This window comes from Agromyces protaetiae, from assembly GCF_004135405.1.
GTDB lineage: Bacteria > Actinomycetota > Actinomycetes > Actinomycetales > Microbacteriaceae > Agromyces > Agromyces protaetiae.
The window spans coordinates 2,237,149-2,257,425 of sequence record NZ_CP035491.1 but is presented as its reverse complement, the minus strand read 5'-3'; the positions used below and the strand labels follow the sequence as shown (position 1 = coordinate 2,257,425).

Below are 20,277 nucleotides of genomic sequence, written 5' to 3'. Positions count from 1 at the left end.
ATTGTCGAATGGATGCCTCCCGCCGAGACTCGTTCCATGCACCACGCCCGCTCCTCCTACCCCGCCGGCCGCGGCTACCTCGCCGCGTGCACGATGGGACTCCCGACCGCGGCGACGCGCGACGCCGTCATCCTCGACGCCCTCGCGTGGACCGAGGGCACGGCGAGCGCCGCCGACTACACGGCTGTCGTCGAACACGCCCGCGGGCACGCCGCGACCCTCCTCGGCACGACCGCCGACCGCATCGCGCTGGGCTCGCAGGTGTCGGTCTTCGCAGGGCTCGCGGCGGCCGCCGCGCCCACGGGCGCCGAGATCGTCTGCGCGCTCGGCGACTTCTCGTCGATCGTCGCGCCGTTCCTCGCGCGCGGCGACCTGAAGGTGCGGCACGTGCCGCTCCCGGAGCTTGCCGACGCGATCGGGCCGCACACGTGGCTCGTCGCGTGCTCGGTCGTGCAGTCGGCGACGGGCGAGGTCGCCGACCACCGGGCGATCTCGGCGGCGGCACGCGCGGCGGGCGCGCTCGTGCTCTTCGACACGACGCAGGCGACGGGGTGGCTGCCCACGACCGATCTCGACGCCGATCTCGTCGTCTGCCACGCCTACAAGTGGCTGTCGGCGCCGCGCGGAGCAGCGTTCGCGTCGCTTTCGGACGCCGCGATCGGCACGTTCACGCCGCACACGGCCGGGTGGTACTCGAGCGACGACCCGTGGACATCGTGCTACGGCCCCGCCCCCGCGCTTTCGGCGGGTGCGCGCCGCTTCGAGGTCTCCCCCGCGTGGCACGCGTGGGTCGGCGCCGAGGTCGCGCTCGGATTCGCTGCCTCGCTCGACCTCGGCACGGGCCCCGGCTCGGTGCACTCGCACGACGTCGGCCTCGCGAACGCGTTCCGTGCGCGGCTCGGGCTCGAGCCATCCGACAGCGCGATCGTGACGTGGCCCGACGAGTCGGGCGACGCGCTCGCCGCGCTCACGGCCGCGGGCATCATGGCGTCGGGTCGCGCGGGCCGCGCGCGCGTCGCGTTCCACCTCTGGAACGACGACGAGGATGTCGCGCTCGCCGCCGCCGCGGTCACCACGCGCCGTGTCGCGTTGCGCGGGCACTGATCCGACCGTCAGACTCGCGGGGTGACCTTCCTCCCCCTCACGTCGGCCTCAGGCATCCGCTGGACCGTCGAAGCCGTCGCCGCGTCCGCACCCGTGCCTGCCGAGGCATCCGCCCTGCTCGAGGGCCGCGCGATCGCCGCGACCGTGCCCGGACTCGTGCACACCGACCTTCTCGACGGTGGGCTCATCCCCGATCCGTTCGACGGCGACAACGAGCGGCGTCTCGCGTGGATCGGCCGCACCGACTGGCGCTACCGCGCGAGCTTCGACTGGCACGACGACGGAAACATCCGCCACGACCTCGTCGCGCGCGGCCTCGACACGGCCGCGACCGTGCGCCTGAACGGCGCCGTCGTCGCCGAGACCGCCAACCAGCACCGCTCGTACCGCTTCGACGTGCGCGATGCCCTCGTCGAAGGCCGCAACGAACTCGTGATCGACTTCCGCGCACCGCGCACGTGGGCCGAGGAGCAGGCCGCGATCTTCGGCGCCCGCCCGAGCCCCTACCCGAGCCCGTACAACGCCGTCCGAAAGGTAGCGTGCGACTACGGCTGGGACTGGGGCATCGACCTCGCGTCGTCGGGCATCTGGCGCGAGATCGGCCTCGACTCGTGGTCGGGGGTGCGCATCGCGTCGGTTCGGCCGCTCGTCGACGTGACGCGCGATGCCGAGGGGCGCGCACTCGGCTCCCTCGCCGCGCACGTCGCGCTCGAATGGGCGGATGACACGGCCGCACCCATCGAGGTCACCGCAACGATCGCGGGCCGCTCCGCACGCCTCCGCGCGGTGCCCGGTCACACCGAGGTTCTCCTCGAAGTCGACGCGGGCGAGGTCGACCTGTGGCACCCGCGCGGGTATGGCGATGCGACGCTCTACGACGCCCGCGTGACTGCCGGCGACACAGCCTGGGAGTCCCGCGTCGGCTTCCGCACCGTGTGCATCGAGCAGACCCCCGATGCGCACGGCACGTCGTTCGTGATCGTCGTGAACGACGAGCCCGTCAACGTGCGCGGCGCGAACTGGATCCCGCGCGACGCGCTCGTGACGCGCCTCACCGACGCCGACTACCGCCAGGGCGTCGCCGATGCGATCGACGCGAACATGAACCTCCTGCGGGTGTGGGGCGGCGGCCACTACGAAGACGACCCCTTCTACGCAGCATGCGACGAGCAGGGCGTGCTCGTCTGGCAGGACTTCACGCTCGCATGCGCGGCCTACGCCGAAGACGACCCGTTGTGGTCGGAGTTCGAGGCCGAGGCGCGCGAGCACATCACGCGCCTTTCGGTGCATCCGTCGCTCGTCGTGTGGAACGGCGGCAACGAGAACCTCGAAGGCTATGTCGACTGGGGCTGGCGGCAAGAGCTCGCGGGCCGCACGTGGGGCGAGGGGTACGCGTTCGACCTCTTCCCGGCCCTCGTCGCCGAGCTCGACCCGACCCGCCCGTACTTCCCGGGCAGCCCGTACTCGATGCGCTACGCGCACCCGAACGACCCCAAGCACGGCACGAAGCACATCTGGGACGTGTGGAACCAGCTCGACTACACCGCCTACGCGAACCACGAGCCGCGGTTCGTCGCCGAGTTCGGTTTCCAGGGCCCGCCCGCGTGGTCGACGCTCACCGGCGTCGTGCACGACGAGCCGCTCGACCCGTACGGCCCGCACATGCTCGTGCACCAGAAGGCCGCCGACGGCAATCTGAAGCTCGAACGCGGCCTCGGCGCGCACCTGCCGCAGCCGCGCACGATCGACGAATGGCACTTCGCGACCCAGCTCAACCAGGCGAACGCCGTCGCGTTCGGCATCGCCCACTTCCGGTCGCTGTTTCCGCGCAACACGGGCCAGGTCGTGTGGCAGTTGGATGACTCGTGGCCGGTCATCTCGTGGGCGGCCGTCGACTTCCACGGCATCCGGAAGCCCCTGTGGCACGCCCTCCGCCGCGTGTACGAGCCGCGCCTCCTCACGCTGCCGCCGCGCGACGGCGCACTCGCGCTCGTCGCGCTCAACGACACGGCCGAGTCGTGGACGGGCACGATCGAGCTCACCCGCGAAACGGTCGACGGCGACGTGCTCGCGAGCGAGCGCCTCGACCTCTCGGTCGACCCTCGGGGAGCTTCCACCCTCGCGCTCAGCGAGGCCGTGCGAATTCCGGATGACTCGAGCCGCGAGCTCCTCGTCGTGCGCACCGTGCACGACGACGGCGCGGCGGCCGTCGTGCATCCCTTCGCCGAAGACGCCGCGCTGTCGCTCAAGCCGCTCGCCGAGGCGGCATCGATCGAGGTCGTCGCCGACGAGGCATCCGGACGCATCGAACTGACCGTCACCGTCCGCTCGCTCGTGAAAGACCTCGTCGTGCAGGCCGACCGCCTCGACGCGAACGCACGCGTCGACACGGCGCTCGTCACGCTTCGCGCGGGCGAACGGCACACGTTCATCGTCACGGGCGTGGGCGCCGAGGCATCCTCGCGCGCTCGCGACGTCTTGACCTCGTTCCCGGGGCTCTCGTCGGTCAACGACCTCGTCGCCCGCTGAGCAGGCGGTGCGAGGTCAGCGGACGGGGTTCGACAGCGTGCCGAGGCCCGACACCGTCACGTCGACGCGGTCGCCCGAGACGAGCGGGCCGACGCCCGCGGGCGTTCCAGTGAGGATCACGTCCCCCGGCAGGAGCGTGAACACGGCCGACGCGTACGCGATGATCGCGGGGATCGAGAACACCATGTCGGAGAGCCGTCCGTGCTGACGCACCTCGCCGTTGACGCTCGTCTCGATCGTGCCGCCCTCGAGGTCGATGTCGGTGTCGATGACCGGGCCGAGCGGGCAGAACGTGTCGAAACCCTTCGCGCGCGACCACTGACCGTCGCGGTGCTGCAGGTCGCGGGCCGTCACGTCGTTCGCGATCGTGTAGCCGTAGACGACGTCGAGCGCGTCTTCTTCTTTCACGTTCTTCGCGATCGCACCGATGACGACCGCGAGCTCGCCCTCGTGCTCGACCTGCTGCGACTGCGGCGGCAGCACGATGTCGACGTTCGGGCCGATGACCGACGTGTTCGGCTTCAAGAAGATGAGCGGCTCGGCGGGCACGTCGTTGCCGAACTCGGTCGCGTGCTCGCGGTAGTTGCGACCCACGGCGACGATCTTCGATCGGGGGATGACCGGGGCGAGGAACTCGGCGTCGGCGAGCGCCACGCGCTCCCCCGTCGGCTCGTACCCCGCGAACAGCGGGTCGCCCTTCAGCACGACGAGCTCGTCCTCCTCTTCGTCGAGGATGCCGAACGAGATGGTCTCACCGTGACTGAACCGCGCGATCTTCATGCGTCCAGGCTATCCGGGATGAGGCGTTTGCCGAGGCTCACCGCTTCGTCGGGCACATAGCCGAGCCGGGCGTAGAACTCGAGCACCGCCGTGTTGGTCGACCGCACCTGCAGGTTGAGCTTGGGGCATCCGCGCTCGAGCAGCAGCCGCTCGGCCTCGGCCATGAGCGCACGGCCCAGACCGCCGCCGCGCAGCGACACGTCGACCGCGAGGTAGTTCACCCAGCCGCGGTGGCCGTCGTAGCCGACCATGGCGGTGCCCACGACACGCGCTGCAGCGCCGGCCGCCGACGCTTCGGCGACGAGGAACAGCTCAGGCTGCACCGTGAGCTTTCGCTCGATGTCGCGATACGGATCGTTCCACGGTTTCACGAGCCCGCTCGCACGCCACAGCGCGACGACCGGTTCGGTGTCGGCGACGGCGAACGGCCGGATCCGAGGGGATCCGGCCGTCGCCGACTGCGGGTCTGCTGCGCTCACGCGTCGAGCCGGACCATCCAGCCGTGACGGTCCTCGACGCGGCCGTACTGGATGCCCGTGAGCTCTTCGCGGAGGCTCAGCGCGAGCTTCTCGGCCTCGTCGCCCGTGTGCAGGATCTCGAAGTCCTCGGCGAGGAGGCGACCGATCGGAACGACGACGGCCGCCGTGCCGCACGCGAACGCGCCCACGATGTCGCCGGATGCCGCGCCCTCGCGCCACTCGTCGATCGACACCTGACGGCGCTCGACGACGTGGCCGCGGTCGGCCGCGAGCTGGAGGATCGAGTCGCGCGTGATGCCCTCGAGGATCGAGTCGGACTCGGGCGTGATGAGCGTGCCGTCTTTCTTGACGAGCACGAGGTTCATGCCGCCGAGCTCCTCGATGTTCCGGCCGTCGAGGAAGAGCACCTGCTGACATCCGTGCTCGTAGGCCTCGGCCTGCGGCAGCAGGCTCGACGCGTAGTTGCCGCCGGTCTTCGCCGCCCCCGTGCCGCCCTTGCCCGCACGCGCGTACTGCGTCGACAGCCAGATGTTGACGGGCTGCACGCCGCCCGAGAAGTACGCGCCCGCGGGACTCGCGATGAGGTAGTACGCGACCTTCTTCGCAGGTCGGACGCCGAGGAACGCCTCCTTCGCGAACATGAACGGACGGAGGTACAGGCTCGTCTCGGCCTGCGACGGCACCCAGGAGCCGTCGACCGCGATGAGCTGCTTCACCGAGTCGAGGAAGATGTCGCTCGGCAGCTCGGGGAGCGCGAGCCGGCGAGCCGAACGCTGCATGCGCGCGGCGTTCTCGTACGGGCGGAAGGTGTGGATCGACCCGTCTGCGTGACGGTACGCCTTCATGCCCTCGAAGATCTCCTGGCCGTAGTGGAGCACCGCGGCGGCGGGGTCGAGCTGGATGGGGCCGTACGGCGAGACGCGCGGCCGGTGCCAGCCGCCCTTCTCGCTCCAGCACACGTCGACCATGTGGTCGGTGAAGTGCTGGCCGAAGCCGGGCGCGGCGAGGATGGCGTCGCGGTCGGCGTCGGACTTCGCCGCGTCGTTGCGGCTGACCTGCCAGACGAGCCCGGCTGCGGTCGGGGCCTGGAGCGGGAGGTCGATGCTCATGTCGTCTTCTTTCGGATCGTGGGGCGGGGCCCCGGTCGGACGCTTATGCGGCGATGCGGGCGGCGGCGATGCCTGCGGCGATCGCGTCGCCGATCTCGGCCGTCGAGCGACGGGCGTCGCCGCGGGACTCGAGGTCGGCTGCGACCGCCCGCTCGACGCGGGTCGCGGCTTCGGCTTCGCCGAGGTGGCGGAGCAGGAGCGCGACCGAGAGGATCGCGGCGGTCGGATCGGCGATGCCCTTCCCGGCGATGTCGGGAGCCGAACCGTGCACCGGCTCGAACATGCTCGGGAAGCGGCCGTCGGGGTTGATGTTGCCCGAGGCCGCGAGGCCGATGCCGCCGCTGATCGCGCCGGCCAGATCGGTCAGGATGTCGCCGAAGAGGTTGTCCGTGACGATGACGTCGAATCTAGCAGGATCCGTGACGAGGAAGATCGTCGCCGCATCGACGTGCAGATAGTCGACAGCCACCTCGGGGAACTCTGCGGCGACGGCGTCGACCGTGCGCTTCCACAGGGCACCCGCGTAGACGAGCACGTTGGTCTTGTGCACGAGGGTGAGCTTCTTGCGGCGCTGCGAGGCCTGCGCGAACGCGAAGCGCACGACCCGCTCGACGCCGTAGGCCGTGTTGACGGACACCTCGTTGGCGACCTCGTGCGGGGTGCCCGTACGGATCGCGCCGCCGTTGCCGACGTACGGCCCCTCGGTGCCCTCGCGCACCACGACGAAGTCGACTTCGCCCGGGTTTGCGAGCGGGCTCGTGACCGACGGGTGCAGCACCGTCGGACGCAGGTTCACGTAGTGGTCGAGGTCGAACCGCAGCTTCAGGAGCAGCCCCCGCTCGATGTTCGCGCCGACCAGTCGCGGGTCGCCCGGCACGCCGCCGACCGCGCCCAACAGGATCGCGTCGTGCGACGCGATCGCGGCGAGGTCGGCGTCGGTGAGGACCTCGCCCGTCTCGAGATAGCGACCCGCCCCGAGCGAGAACGGCGTCTGCTCGACGGCGACGTCGGTGCCGGCGATCGCGGCGTCGAGCGCCTTGAGCGCCTCGGCGACGACCTCGGGCCGATGCCGTCGCCGGGGATGACCGCGAGCTTGACCGTGCGTGCCATGGAGGGGTGGGTCCTTTCGTATGGGGTGGAATCAGCGTAGCCGTGAACGCGCTCGGCGGCCGGTGCGAGGAGCACCGACCGCCGAGGCATCCGAACGCCTGGTGCCGCTTACTCTTCGGTGATGTCGATCTCGACGAAGACCTTCGCGTCGATCGCCGCGCGCACGCGGTCGATGACCTCGGCCGGAACGGGCGAGTCGACCGTGAGCACCGAGAGCGCCTGGCCGCCGGCTTCGTTTCGCGCGATCTGCATGCCCGCGATGTTGATGCCGGCCTCGCCGAACTCGCTGCCGTAGACCGCGACGATGCCGGGACGGTCGGCGTAGCGCATGACGATGTGGTGCTTCGCGATCGGCACCTCGATCTCGTAGCCGTCGATGCCGACGAGCTTCTCGATCTGCTTGGGGCCGGTCAGCGTGCCCGATACCGAGAACTGCGTGCCGTCGGAGACCGAACCGCGAAGCGTGATGACGTTGCGGTAGGCGGGGCTCTCGCCGTCGGTGATGAGGCGCACGGCGATGCCGCGCTGCTCGGCGAGGAGCGGCGCGTTGACGTACGAGACCGTCTCGGAGACGACGTTCGTGAAGACGCCCTTGAGCGCCGCGAGCTTCAGGACGCTCACGTCGTAGTCGACGAGCTCGCCGCGCACCTCGACGTCGAGGCTCGTGATGGGACCGTGCGCGAGGCCCGAGAACAGCTGGCCGAGCTTCTCGACGAGGGGGATGCCGGGGCGCACGTAGGGGTCGATGACGCCGCCCGCGACGTTGACGGCGTCGGGCACGAGCTCGCCCGCGAGCGCGAGACGCACCGACTTCGCGACCGACACGCCCGCCTTCTCTTGTGCGTCGTCGGTCGATGCGCCGAGGTGCGGCGTGACGACGACGTTCGGGAGCGAGAGGAGCGGCGACTCGAGCGGCGGCTCGGTGACGAACACGTCGAGGCCGGCGCCCGCGATGACGCCCGTCGAGAGCGCCGTGAAGAGCGCGGCCTCGTCGATGAGGCCGCCGCGCGCGACGTTCACGACGAACGACGTCGGCTTCATCTTCGCGAGCTGCTCGGTGCCGATCATGCCCGTCGTCTCGGGGGTCTTCGGCATGTGGATGGTGACGAAGTCGCTGCGCTCGAGGAGTTCGTCGAGCGAGACGGTCTGCACGCCGAGCTGCTGCGCGCGGGCCGCCGTGATGTAGGGGTCGTACGCGATGACCTCGACGCCGAACGCCTGCAGGCGCGCGGCGATGAGGGCGCCGATGCGGCCGAGGCCGATGATGCCGACCGTCTTCTCGAAGAGTTCGACGCCCGTGTACGCCGACCGCTTCCACTGCCCCTTCGCGAGCGCGTTGTGCGCGGCGGGGATGTGGCGGGCGAGGCTCAGGATGTGGCCGACCGTGAGCTCGGCGGCCGAGATGATGTTCGACGTCGGGGCGTTGACGACCATGACGCCGGCCGTCGTCGCGGCCTTGATGTCGACGTTGTCGAGGCCCACGCCGGCACGTGCCACGACCTGCAGCTTGGGGGCGGCGGCGATCGCCTCTTCGTCGATCTTCGTCGCGGAGCGGATGAGCACGGCGTTCGCGTCGGCGAGCGCCGACAGCAGCGCCGGGCGGTCGGTGCCGTCGACCGATCGGACCTCGAAGTCGGGCCCGAGGGCGTCGACGGTGGCGGGCGAGAGTTCTTCGGCGATCAGCACGACCGGCTTTGACACAACGGATCCTTCGATGCGGGCGCGCGCGAATGCGGCGGCTTGCGAACTGGGAAACGCCACACGCCTTCGGGGCGCCGCGACCATGCTACTTGAGCGGAGATGTCCGTCCGTGCATGTGACGGCCCCCGGACTCACCCGAAGTCGATGCCTCCGAGCGTGAAGAACGACGCGATGTCGGCCTCGAGCACCTGCACGAGCGCGTAGCCGACGACGTAGACGGCGAGCTGCGCGAGCACGCCTCGGCCGCGGCCGATCCAGAACGCGAGTGCGAACACGATGAGCGGCAGCACGATGCCCGCGATGAGCAGCGCGAGCCCCCACGCGGTGAACGGCACGTCGAGTTGCGTGGTCGTGTCGGTGAGGCCGACGAGATTGCCGACGGCCTCCCACACGTCGTAGGCGTAGAAGAGGCCGACGACGATCGCGATCGTGAGGTCGAGCCAGAACGGCGTCGCGCGCTTGGGTGCGACCGCTTCGAGATCTGCGGATGTCTCGGTCATCTCACCCTCGCAGCAGGAACGGGACGGGCACGAGCAGCACGGCGCCCGCGACGAGCCAGATGAGGCGGAGTCGCGGGCGTTCACGCGTGAGCCACAGGACCACCCCGAACCAGAGCGGCGCCGCGAGCACGGTGAACCACCGCCCGAGCCCGTACATGAACGTCGCGACGGGGTCGGCGAACACGGGCGCGGCGCCGAGTGCCGCGATGAGCCAGCCGACCGTGTAGAGCAGGTACGCCCCACCGAGGACGCCGAGGACGACGAGTTCGACCGAGCCGGTCTGCGCGGAGGCGCCTGCGGCCGGAGCGGCGAGCGCCGCGCCGCCGGTCGAGGTCTCGCCCGAGGCATCCGCGCCGTCGGGGACATCCGTCATGCCCGAGACATCCGAACCGCCCGTCGCAGGCGCCGCCGGCGACCCGACGACCTTCCAACCGGGCGCAAGCGTGGGGTCGTCGTCGCCCTCCCAGCGGAGGGCGTCGTCATCGGGGTCGGCGGCCATGCGCCAACCCTATCGACCGGCGTCGGCGGGCGCAGACGGCTCGCTCGCGACATCACCCGTGATCGCGACGGTCGTGAGCGACTTCGCGTACTGCAGTCCGACGTGCTCGACGACGAACTCGTCGTCCTCCGCCGTGTAGCGGCCCTGTACGCCGCGCTCCACGATGTTCCACGGTCGCATCTCGCTGAGCTCGTCGGCGCTGCCGTGCGCGGGATCGAACTGCACGTAGTCGTACGGGTAGCTCGCGTGCGCGTCGAGCGTCGACGAGTACGCGTCGACCGCGATCGCCCCGCCCGCGAGATCGAACTGCAGGAGCCGCTGGAAGCCCGTCGCGCGCACGCCCTCGTGGGTGCGGAACTCCTGGTAGTCGGCGACCATCTCGACGACCGTGTGACCGGGGAGGCCGCCCGCGTCCTCGGTCGTGATCGCGCCGAGCCCGTGGAAGTGGCCCGACAGCACGACGACGACGTTGCGATTCGGCGCGATGACGCGCGCCCACAGTTCGTCGGCCCGCGAGAGCCACCGCGACGACGTCGAGCGCTGCGCGGGCGCCTCGAGCTCCTTCGGCGTCACGTGCTCATGCGTCGACACGATGACGTTGCGATCGGGGTGGGCGGCCACGACCTCTTCGGCCCACGCGATCTCGCGCTCGCCATAGGCGTACGGCAGCGACAGCATGAGGAACGGCGCGCCCGCCTGCTCGAAGAGCGAGAAGTTCGCGGTCTGGTCGTCGGGGCCGATCGAGCCGCCGTACCAGGGCTCGTCGGCGTAGCGCGACGGCGGGAAGTACTCGTTGAAGAGTGCAGGCGACGTGCCGCGCTTCGTGTCGTGGTTGCCCGGCAGCACGCTGTTCGGCACGCCCGCGTCGTCGAGCACGGCTTGCATGCGCGACGCCGTCTCGTACTCGCGGCGGGCGAGCGGCTCGCTCTGATCGGGGTCGACCCAGTTCTGCACGAGGTCGCCCGTGTGCGTCGCGAACGCGATCTTCCGGCTCGGCGCGTTCGCGGCCACCCAGCCCACGATCTCGGCGTACGCCTCGGGGTGCGACTCGGTGAGGTACTGCGTGTCGGTCAGATGGCTGATCGCGAGGTCGTAGTCGGCGGGGTCGTCGAATCCGCCCCCGCGCGCCTTCCTCAGCGTCGAGGCGCGCGGCACGACCTGGACGAGCAGTTCGGCGGATGCCTCGGTGCCGGCGCCTGCGGTGTCGCCCGGCGCGATCTCGCCGTCGAGGAGCGCGCCCGCGAGGGCGACGCTGCCGTCGGCGCCCGCGGTCGCCTCGGCGAGCATGCGCCACGAGGCATCCTCCGCGTTCCACGCCGAGAGGCGCACGGCCGTGCGCGGCTCGGCGGAGCCCCGCCACGCAACCGTCGCGCCCGTCTCGAGCGCGGCGCCGGGGTCGGATGCCTCGACGGCGAGCCGCACGTACGGCAGGCCGTAGCCGTCGTCACGAACGGTCGTGTCCGCGGTCGTGTCCGAGTCCGTCGACGCCAGCGGGCGCTCGGCGGGCGCCCCGTGCGCCGTGAGCGGGGCATCGCTCGTGCCGGTCCACCCGGCAGTCACGCGGAGCGGCGTCGCTGCGGACGTCTTCAGGGCGGTCATCGGACCGGCCGTACGGGATGCCCCGATTGCGCGTATGCCGTCCGAGGCATCCGTCCCTCGAGCGAGCGCCGCCGCGCGCCGCGCGCCCTGCTGCGCCGCGCGTTCCTCGGCCGCGACCGCACGCACGAGCGCCGAACGCGCCTCGGCGAGCGCCGGAGCGACGGGGTCGACGGCGGGATGCACGGCACCGTCGCCCGGCGTCGCAGGACGCGCCGCGAAGTCGTCGGCGTCGACGCCCGTGAACGCGATCCGCTGGTAGGTCTCGCCCGCGTAGCGGTCGAGCGCGAAGGTCTGGAGCGACATGCCCTTCGTGCAGAGGCTCGGGCGTTCGACGCTGCGGTCCATCTCGTTCGCGCGGTAGACGCCGACGCGGTCGACGACGCGGCCGTCGGCGTCTTCGACCCACACCCCCGTGCCGCGGAAGTCGAAGCCGTCGTCGAGCACGGCGTCGGCGTTCGCGGCGAGCGCCGTGCCCCGGAGCGCGGCGACCCACGCGTCGCCCGGCGCGAGCGTCGTGCCGCCGACGATCGTCGTGCCGCCCGAGAGGACGCGCGGGCCCGACTCGGTGCACCGCACGAGCGTCCACCCCGAGACGTCGACGGGCGCGTCACCGACGTTCGTCAGCTCGACGAAGTTCCTCCGCTCGAAGCCGTCGGGCAGGTCACCGGGGTCGGTCGCGAGTTCGGTGACGACGACGCCGGGGCGCGCGGGATAGGCGGTCGGTTCGTCACGGAGGGCGCGCTCGGTCGCCGCATTGGCCGCGCCGGGCGTGCGCGGCGCGACGACCCACTCGGCGTCGTCGCCGGTGGCGTCGACCCGCTGCCACGACTCCCCCGTGCGGCCGTCGACAAGGAGGCCGAGCTTCTCGTCGCCCGACTGGCATGCCGAGTCGCCGTACGGGGTCGCCGCGACGCCGTCGACGCGATAGCCGTCGGCGTCGACGAGGAGCGCGCCGAACCCGCGCGCGTCGAGCGCGAGCCGCGAGCGCAGGTCGGCATCGGCCGAAGCGCCGTCGGCTGCCACGACGAATCGCTCTCCCGCCCGAAGGCGTGTGCCGTCGGGCACGACCGCGACCGCGCGGTCGGCCTGCTGCCGACCGTTCACGCCGCACGTGAGGAGGCGCCAGCCCGAGACATCCGTGTCGGAAACCGCCGCGAGTTCGACGAACTCATCGTCGCCGCCCTCGGGCCCCGTCGGGGCGAGTTCGGCGATCCGCACAGGCGCGGCCGGGGCATCCGTCGCCTTCGTCGCGTTCACGCCCCCGGGCGTCGCGACCGCGCGCACGAAGTCCGCGCGCGCGTCGCCCGTGCGCCCGACACGCTGCCAGCTCTCGCCGAGTGCCGCAGACAGCGAATTCGGCAGGTTGCCGCCGCGCGAGCACTCGCTCGTGGTCGGCCACGGCTCGTTCGGGTAGACGCCGACGGCATCGACGATCTCGCCCGCCGGGTCGAGCACGACGAGCCCGAACCCGGTGTCGGCGAACGGCTGCGAGAAGCGGCCGTCGGCGTCGACGCCGCCGAGATCGGTGCCGATGCGCGCCCCGGTGTAGAACTCCCCCGGCTCGAGCACGACGCCGTGCAGGTCGGTTTCGGTGCGTCCGAGGTTCGCGCGGAGCCCCTGCATGCTGCACCGTGCGACCTCCCACCCCGTGAGGTCGACCGGCGTGTCGCCCGCGTTCACGAGCTCGAAGAACGAGTCGGAACGCGACCCGCGGCCGCCGTTCGCGAGTTCCGAGATGAGGATGTCACCCGGCGCGCTCGTCCGCGAGGTCCTGGCCTCGCTCGACGGGGCCGCGAGTATCGGCTCGGACGCCGAGAGCGGTCCGGATGCCTCGGCCTGCGAATCCACGACGGGCCGGACCTGCGCTGCTGCCGCAGCGGCGGGCGCATCGCCCACCGGGCCGGCCGCGACCGCGACGAGAATCGCGGCGAGCGCGGCGAGGACCCGTGCGACGACGGCGCGGATGCCTCGGCGTCGCCGTCGCTCGGATCGTGCATCATTGCGTGGAGCCGACGGGTGGAGCGTTCGCGTCACGCCCAGAGCGTCGCCGGAGCGGGTGAACGGGCGGCGTCATGCACGCCGAGTGCGCGTGAACGACGCGCGAACCGCAGCGCTCAGCGCTCAGCGCTCAGCGCGAGGCGGCCGCCGACCGCGCCGCGTCGACCGCGGCACGCACGAGCGAGGCATCCGTCGCATCGAACGCGTCGACCCCGCCGCCGGGGCCGCCCTTGCCGCGCACGACCGACGTCCTCGCGGACAGGTGCACGGCGTCGACGCCCGCGCCGACGAGGAGCGCGATGTCTTCGACGCGCACGCCGCCGCCCGACATGAGTTCAAGCGCGTCGCCGACGGCGGCGCGCATCGCCGCGATGCCCGCGAGCCCCGAACGGCAGTCGGGCGCGCCGCCCGACGTGAGCACCCGGCGGACGCCGCGAGAGCCTGCGCCGGTGAAGGCGGCGAGCGCCGTGACGGATGCCACGGGGTCGGCCGACGCGTCGACCGCGCGGTGCACCGTGACGTCGAGGTCGCCCGCCGCGTCGATGAACGCCGTGATCGCCTCGAGGTCGAGCGTGCTTGCGTCGGTCAGCGCGCCGACGACGACGCCGTCGGCGCCGAGCCGCGCCGCGAGCCGGATGTCTCGCACCGTCGCCGCGACCTCGTCGGCGTCGTACACGAACCCGCCGCCCCGGGGCCGTACGAGCACGTGCACGAAGCCCGACGCGCCGTGTGCGTCGGCAGCCTCGGCAGCCGCCTCGATGAGCCCCGCCGACGGCGTCAGCCCGCCCAGCGCGAGCGCCTGGCACACCTCGACGCGTGCGGCACCGCCTTCGAGGGCGATGCCGACGCCTGCGGCGTCTTGGACGGCGATCTCGATGGGAAACGCGGTGGGCATTGCGACACACTATCCGGCCGCCGCCCATCGCGCCGCGTCAGCGATGGATCCTGGGGACGCCGTGGCGCCCGCGCGGATCGTCATCGGAGAGCCGGCGGAGGTCGTCAACCCCGGGCACGTCCGACTGATCGGGCGTCGGCGTCGGCGTCGGGCGGACCATTGGGCCGTCTTCGCCGCGCTGCAGGTCCTCGATCGAGCGCACCGACCCGCCGCCCGGCGCACCGTGGAGTCCCCTCGGGTCGGCGTCGGCGATCGGCCGAGGCGGAAGCAGCTCGAACCCGCCCGTCGGCACGCCGTGCCGACCCCGCGGGTCGTGGTCGTTCATGAGGATGCGCGTGGCCCGGTCGAACGGTACGCGGGCGGCGGCGGAGTCCGTGCCGACGTCGGCGGCGGGGACGGTTGTGCAGCCCGACACGACGGTCAGGGCGGCCGCCGAACAGACGACGGCAGCGGTGGTTCGGAGACGAGTGGTGGTGTTCATGACTGCAGCGTCACGCTCGGCGGTATTCGCTCCACACGCAGTCGGTATCCATCCGGTATCCGTCCGCACCCGCGTTCATTGCGGGGTATCCGTATGGCGAGCACAATGCGGAACGTGAGCGTCGACGTCCTCGGGCCGCTCGTCGTCGACGGCGGCCCGATCAGTCCTCGGGAGCGATCCGCTCTCGCGGCGCTCGTCCTCGCGGGCGGGGTCGTGTCGGCTGACGAACTGGGCGACGCGGTCTGGGGCGACGCGCCGCCGCCCACGTGGTCGAAACAGGTGCAGATCGCGATCGGTCGACTGCGGAGACATCCGGGCGTTCCAGCCATCGAGACCGCCGGCGGCGGCTACCGGGCCGTCGTGTCGCGAGACGACGTGGATGCCGCCCGCTTCGAGCGCGACGTCGGAGCGGGCATCGACCACCTCCGCGACGGCGCCCCCGATCGCGCGGTCGCCGCGTTCGAGCGTGCGCTCGCCCTATGGCGCGGTCGCCCGTACGCCGATCTCGCCGACTGGCCGCCCGCGATCGCCGAAGCACGACGCCTCGGCGAACTGCGCGCCGTCGCCGAAGAAGAACGCGTCGCCGCCCTCAGCGAACTCGGCGAGTCGGCGCGCGCGATCGGCGACGCCGAACGCCTGGTCGCCGAGGCGCCGCTGCGTGAACGACGGTGGAGCGCGCTCGCCCTCGCGCTCTACCGAGGCGGGCGGCAGGCCGACGCGCTCGCCGCCATCCGCGAGGCGAAGCGGCGGCTCGCCGACGAACTCGGCGTCGAACCCGGCGCCGAACTCGCGGCCCTCGAGACCGCGGTGCTCCGGCACGACGTCGTCCTCGACGGGACGACGGCGCCCGCGCAATCGGCGGAGTGCCCGTACCGCGGACTCGCGGTGTTCGACGAAGACGACGAGGAGGCGTTCTTCGGCCGCGAACGCGAGGTGCGGGCGGCGCTCGCGCGCATCGACCGCTCGACGCTCGTCGCGTTCGCCGGACCGAGCGGATGCGGCAAGTCCTCGATCGTCCGTGCCGGCATCGTCCCCGTGCTGCGCCGACGTGCGCGCCGTGCCGAGATCATCCTCCCTCGGCGGTCGACCGCGTCTACCGTGCGCGATCTCGACGCCCGGCTCGACCCGGGCGACGCGATCATCGTCGATCAGTTCGAAGAACTCCTCCACCTCGGGCTCCCGTCCGACGAGATCGAATCCGTCTGCCGCGTGCTCGCCGAATTCGCCGCGCGCGGCGGGCGCGTCCTCGTCACCGTCCGGAGCGACTTCCTCGACGAATGCGCGCGCCTCCCCCACCTCGGCGCCTCGTTCCGCGACGCCGTGCACCTCGTCGCCCCGATCGATCCCGACGGGCTCCGGTCGGCGATCGTCGATCCGGCCCGTGAAGCCGGGCTCCGCATCGAACCCGGCCTCGTCGAACTCATCCTGCGCGATGCAGAGGGCAGGCCCGGCGCGCTGCCGCTCGTCTCGCACGCGCTCGTCGAGACGTGGCTCCGCCGCGACGGCGCGACCCTCACCGTGGCCGGCTACGAAGCCGCGGGCGGACTGTCGGAGGCGATCGCCCAGTCGGCGGATCGGCTGTACCACCGGATGTCCGGCGCGCAGCGCGCACTCTGCCGGGCGACGATGCTCCGGCTCGTGGCGCTCGCCGACGACGGCAGCCCCATCCGCCGGCCGCTGCCCGTGCGTTCCGTCCACGGCGACGCCGAACGCGACGAAGTGCTCGCCCTGCTCGCCGACGCACGCCTTGTGAGCGCCGACGATGCCACGATCGTCGTCACCCACGAAGCCCTCGCGACCGCATGGCCGAGACTGCGCGGATGGCTCCACGACGACGCCGAGACCCAGCGCACGATGCACGCACTCGCGAACGCGGCGGGCGTCTGGGACGCAGGCGGTCGCGCCGACGCCGACCTCTACCGGGGAGCCCGGCTCGCGGCCGCCCTCGAGTGGCGTGACTCCGACGGTGCCGACCCGACCGACTCTGAGATCGAGTTCCTCGACGCAGGCGCCGCGCTCGAGGCATCCGAACGTCGTGAACTCGCCGAACGCGAACAGCGCGAACGTCGCCAGAACCGCCGACTGCGGGCCGTCCTCGCAGCCGCCGTCGCCCTCATCGTCCTCCTCGTCGGCGCAGGCTCGGTCGCGATCGTGTCGGCCGTCGAGGCCGACCGTCAGCGCACCGCGGCGGGCATCGGATCGCTCGTCTCGACGGCGCTCGCGCTGCGCACGTCCGAGCGCGACGTCGCCGCGCTCCTCGCCGCCGAGGCGTACCGTCGAAGCCCCGACGATCCACGTACCCAGGCGGGACTCATGGGCGTGCTCGCGACCGCGGGAGGATTCCTCGGGAACGCGTTCGTCGACGGTGCGACGACGATCTACGGCGTGCGCATCCCCGACCGCGAACAGGCCGTCGTATTCGCCGACGACGGTTCGGGCGGTATCCGCGACCTCGCGACCGCCGATCTCGTACGTCCGCTCGACCTCGGGTTCGACCCAGAGTTCCCGGCGCCCTACCCTCTCATCGAACTGAGCGGCGACGGCCGCACCGCGGCGGTGCTCTGGTCCTCGGAGCGCGAACCCGCTGGCGTCACCTGGTATGGCACCTCGCTCAGGTCGAAGCTCGTGGTCTTCGACCTCGACTCGGGCGAACGCACGCTCGGCCCGCTCGACCTCGACATCGGCACGGGCTCGCTCGAGGTGTCGCACGACGGCGGCCTCGCCGCCGTCGCCGACTCGACCGACGGACACGTCGTGCTCGTCGACCTGGCCGACGGCGCCGTCCGCGACGTCGGGGCGCAGTCGCCGAAGCCGATCGAACTCGACTCGTACGCCGCCGCGCTCCTGTTCGATGACGCCCGGCGGCTCCTCATCGGCCGGGTCGGATCGCAGATCGAGATCGTCGACCCCGAGTCATCCCGCGTCACCGGCGCGATCGACGTGCCCCAGGGCTCCGCGAACGTCGCGATGGCGAACACGACGAACGGCGTCATCGTCGCGAGCGGCGACCATGCGATCATCGCGTTCGATCCGTCGGACGGACGAGTGGAGTGGACGCGCCCGCTGACGAACGGCTATCCGGCTTCCTGTCCCTGGATCGCCGTGTCCGAGCCCGCAGATACCGTCTTCTGCGCAGGACCATACGGGCGCATCGCTCGATACGCACTCGACGACGGCATGCCGGCGGGGCCGCCCCTCGATGCCCTCCTGGGCACCGTCGGTCAGATCTCGGTGTCGTCCGACGGCTCCGAACTCGCCGCGGTCGGAATCTTGTCGGCCATCTCCCGATGGCGGCTCGACGGCACCGGACTCGCCAACCGTCTCGTCGGACGCGGGATGTACGCGCTCTGGGGCGGGTACGCCGACGAAGGAAGCTCCCTCCTCGTCGCCCCCAGAGTGCCGGGCGAACTGCACGACGGTAGCTCTCGATCGCTCTCGGTGCTCGACACCGGCGACGATCGCCTCGTCTCGACCCTAGACCGTGTGCTCGGCGATCCGTCGTGGGCGGGAGAACGACGGATCGTCGCCTGGCACGAAGCAGAGCAGGTAATCCGCATCATCGACTCCGACACGGGCGCGGCGATCGGCGAACCGCTCGACGGCGTTGAGCGCACTTGGACGACCGACCGCGGCACGCGCATCTTCGCCCTCTTCGGCGACGGACGACTCGTTCCGTACGACTCCGCGACAGCGGAACCGAACGGCCCGCCCATCGTCGTCGAAGGCTGGCCCGTCTGGCTCTCGGTGTCCCCCGACGGTCGGCGCGTCGCCATCACCCACGTCACCGACGACCGAGAGCTCATGCTCTCGATCGCGGATGCCTCGACGGGCGCGATCCTGCGGAGCACCCGCGACGGGATCGGCGCGCACGCGCTCTTCGACGACGGCACCCTCATCGGTGCGAACGACAACCGCATCCTGCGGATGGACACGTCACGCGAGCCCTTCATTCAGACGGGCACTCTCCCGGGCGGCGCCGGCGGTTTCGGTGTCCCGACGCTCAGCGACGACGGACGCACCTTCCTCATGACATCGGCGGGCGGCATGGAACTGCTCTACGACCTCCCGAGCGGCACCCAGCTGGGCGACCCGTTCATCGCCGAATCCCCTACGCTGACGGGCGCATTCCTCCGCCCCGACGGCGGCGAACTCGCCCTCAACGTCGCCGACGGCATCATGGTGTGGAACCTCGACTCCGAGGCGCAGTTCGAGGCCGTATGCCGCATCGCCGGGCGCGAGCTCAGCGCCGACGAGTGGCGCACGTACCTGCCCGACGCGGGCGTGCCACGTGCGACGTGCGGGTGAGCGGCACCCGCACGAGACATCCGATGCCGTGTCGTCACGCGCGGTTTCACGCCGTCCAATATGCTCATCGTCGCCCCAAGACCCCTGAAAGGAACAGCGTGGCTGAGCAGAAAAAGAAGGTCGTGCGCGTCGAGCAGACGAAGCCGGCCGAAGGCGGCGCCGTCGACACGGCCGAACCGACCTGGACCCCGACCCCCGAGGCGAAGCAGCAGGCACTGCGATTCCGCCTCATCGCACTCGGCTTGTGGATTCTCGCGATCGCCGGCGAAGCCGTCGCCATCTTCTGGGTGCTGCGTCAGCCCGAGGTGAACCTCTGGATCCTCATCGGGCTCATCGTCGTCATCGGCGCCCTCGCGCTCACGGGCTCGTTCCTCTGGAAGAAGGCCAACCGCCTCGACCCCGCGAAGAAGAGCGACACGGTGCGCTTCTTCGTGCAGAACCAGCTCGGCGCGATCATCGCCGTCATCGCGTTCCTGCCGCTCATCATCCTGATCTTCACGAACAAGAACATGGACGGCAAGCAGAAGGCCATCGCAGGCATCATCGCGATCGTCATCGCGGGCGGCGTCACGGCCGCGAGCGTCGACTACAACCCGCCGTCGGTCGAGCAGTACTCCGAAGAGTCGAACATCGTCGCTCAGCTCACCGGCGAAGACCTCGTGTTCTGGACCAAGTCGGGCAAGGTCTTCCACGTCTGCGAGGAGGTCCCCGACGTCAACAAGGAGTCGCAGGACGGCACGATCTACTCGGGCACCGTCGCCGACGCGCACGCTGCCGGCAAGGACCGCCTGGTCAGCTACTGGGACCGCGAGGCGATCAACTACTGCGGCTTCACGCAGGAGCAGGTCGATGCCGTCAAGGCCGGCATCGAGGCGCCCGCGACCGACGCGCCCGCCGAGGAGGAGGCTCCCGAGGAGACCCCCGCGGCCGAGTAGCGTCGCGCGCAACGCACGAAGGCCGGCTCCGGATGTCTCGGAGCCGGCCTTCCTCGTGAGGTCGGCCACCGGTCTACCGTTCGAGCAGCGACCGCAGCTCGGCGTACTCCGTGGCGGACATGCCATGCCGCCCGCGAGGATCAAGGTCGTTCGGGACGGATCGGACGGAGTCTTCGGCCGGCGAACTCGGCGCGACCTGCTTGCGGACGGTGTGCCGGCCCCGCGGGTCGTCGTCGCTCGGCACGAACTCCGA

Annotated in this window: 13 protein-coding genes and 1 pseudogene; 4 read left to right on the top strand and 10 right to left on the bottom strand. The window is 71.5% G+C overall.

Annotated features, from left to right (window positions below):
• Positions 1-36: 36 nt before the first annotated feature.
• Together ET445_RS10485 and ET445_RS10480 are read left to right on the top strand one after the other, a co-directional pair.
• On the top strand, positions 37-1,104 hold the full coding sequence (locus ET445_RS10485; protein ID WP_129191187.1) for an aminotransferase class V-fold PLP-dependent enzyme: 1,068 nt from the start codon (positions 37-39) through the stop codon (positions 1,102-1,104).
• Positions 1,105-1,125: 21 nt separating this feature from the next.
• Entirely contained in the window at positions 1,126-3,633 is a 2,508-nt protein-coding gene (locus tag ET445_RS10480) for a glycoside hydrolase family 2 protein (RefSeq protein WP_129191186.1), read from the top strand.
• A gap of 15 nt (positions 3,634-3,648) precedes the next feature.
• Here ET445_RS10480 and ET445_RS10475 read toward each other — a convergent pair whose 3' ends face one another.
• The 10 genes and pseudogenes from ET445_RS10475 to ET445_RS17265 all read right to left on the bottom strand — a co-directional run bounded on the left by ET445_RS10475 (position 3,649) and on the right by ET445_RS17265 (position 14,784).
• On the bottom strand, positions 3,649-4,413 hold the full coding sequence (locus ET445_RS10475; protein ID WP_129191185.1) for a fumarylacetoacetate hydrolase family protein: 765 nt from the start codon (positions 4,411-4,413) through the stop codon (positions 3,649-3,651).
• The gene (locus tag ET445_RS10470; RefSeq protein WP_129191184.1) at positions 4,410-4,892 is read right to left on the bottom strand and encodes a GNAT family acetyltransferase; all 483 of its coding nucleotides are present in this window, start codon (positions 4,890-4,892) and stop codon (positions 4,410-4,412) included. The genes ET445_RS10475 and ET445_RS10470 overlap by 4 nt, the downstream gene beginning before the upstream one ends.
• Positions 4,889-6,001, bottom strand: a complete 1,113-nt coding sequence (locus tag ET445_RS10465; protein ID WP_129191183.1) for a branched-chain amino acid aminotransferase — start codon at positions 5,999-6,001, stop codon at positions 4,889-4,891. The genes ET445_RS10470 and ET445_RS10465 overlap by 4 nt, the downstream gene beginning before the upstream one ends.
• 43 nt (positions 6,002-6,044) lie before the next feature.
• A pseudogene (locus ET445_RS10460) lies at positions 6,045-7,111 on the bottom strand (3-isopropylmalate dehydrogenase).
• 108 nt (positions 7,112-7,219) lie between these two features.
• Positions 7,220-8,812, bottom strand: coding sequence for a phosphoglycerate dehydrogenase (gene serA / locus ET445_RS10455; RefSeq protein ID WP_129191182.1), 1,593 nt, complete (start codon positions 8,810-8,812; stop codon positions 7,220-7,222).
• Between the two features lie 131 nt (positions 8,813-8,943).
• Entirely contained in the window at positions 8,944-9,312 is a 369-nt protein-coding gene (locus ET445_RS10450; protein ID WP_129191181.1) for a hypothetical protein, read from the bottom strand.
• A gap of 1 nt (position 9,313) precedes the next feature.
• The gene (locus ET445_RS10445) at positions 9,314-9,811 is read right to left on the bottom strand and encodes a DNA polymerase III subunit gamma/tau (protein WP_129191180.1); all 498 of its coding nucleotides are present in this window, start codon (positions 9,809-9,811) and stop codon (positions 9,314-9,316) included.
• Between the two features lie 9 nt (positions 9,812-9,820).
• Positions 9,821-13,444 carry a lamin tail domain-containing metallophosphoesterase family protein gene (locus tag ET445_RS10440; RefSeq protein WP_129191179.1) on the bottom strand — a complete coding sequence of 1,208 codons (3,624 nt, stop codon included), beginning with the start codon at positions 13,442-13,444 and terminating at the stop codon, positions 9,821-9,823.
• A 94-nt stretch (positions 13,445-13,538) separates the two neighbouring features.
• Complete coding sequence (locus ET445_RS10435; RefSeq protein WP_129191178.1) at positions 13,539-14,303, bottom strand: copper homeostasis protein CutC; 765 nt, start codon at positions 14,301-14,303, stop codon at positions 13,539-13,541.
• Between the two features lie 37 nt (positions 14,304-14,340).
• A complete protein-coding gene (locus ET445_RS17265; RefSeq protein WP_165314374.1) occupies positions 14,341-14,784 on the bottom strand; it encodes a hypothetical protein in 444 nt (147 codons plus the stop codon).
• Positions 14,785-14,898: 114 nt separating this feature from the next.
• On the opposite strand from ET445_RS17265, the gene ET445_RS10430 reads away from it, so the two are divergent.
• Together ET445_RS10430 and ET445_RS10425 are read left to right on the top strand one after the other, a co-directional pair.
• Positions 14,899-19,089, top strand: a complete 4,191-nt coding sequence (locus tag ET445_RS10430) for an nSTAND1 domain-containing NTPase (RefSeq protein WP_165314373.1) — start codon at positions 14,899-14,901, stop codon at positions 19,087-19,089.
• A 98-nt stretch (positions 19,090-19,187) separates the two neighbouring features.
• Positions 19,188-20,024, top strand: a complete 837-nt coding sequence (locus tag ET445_RS10425; RefSeq protein WP_129191176.1) for an ATP synthase subunit I — start codon at positions 19,188-19,190, stop codon at positions 20,022-20,024.
• Positions 20,025-20,277 lie beyond the last annotated feature (253 nt).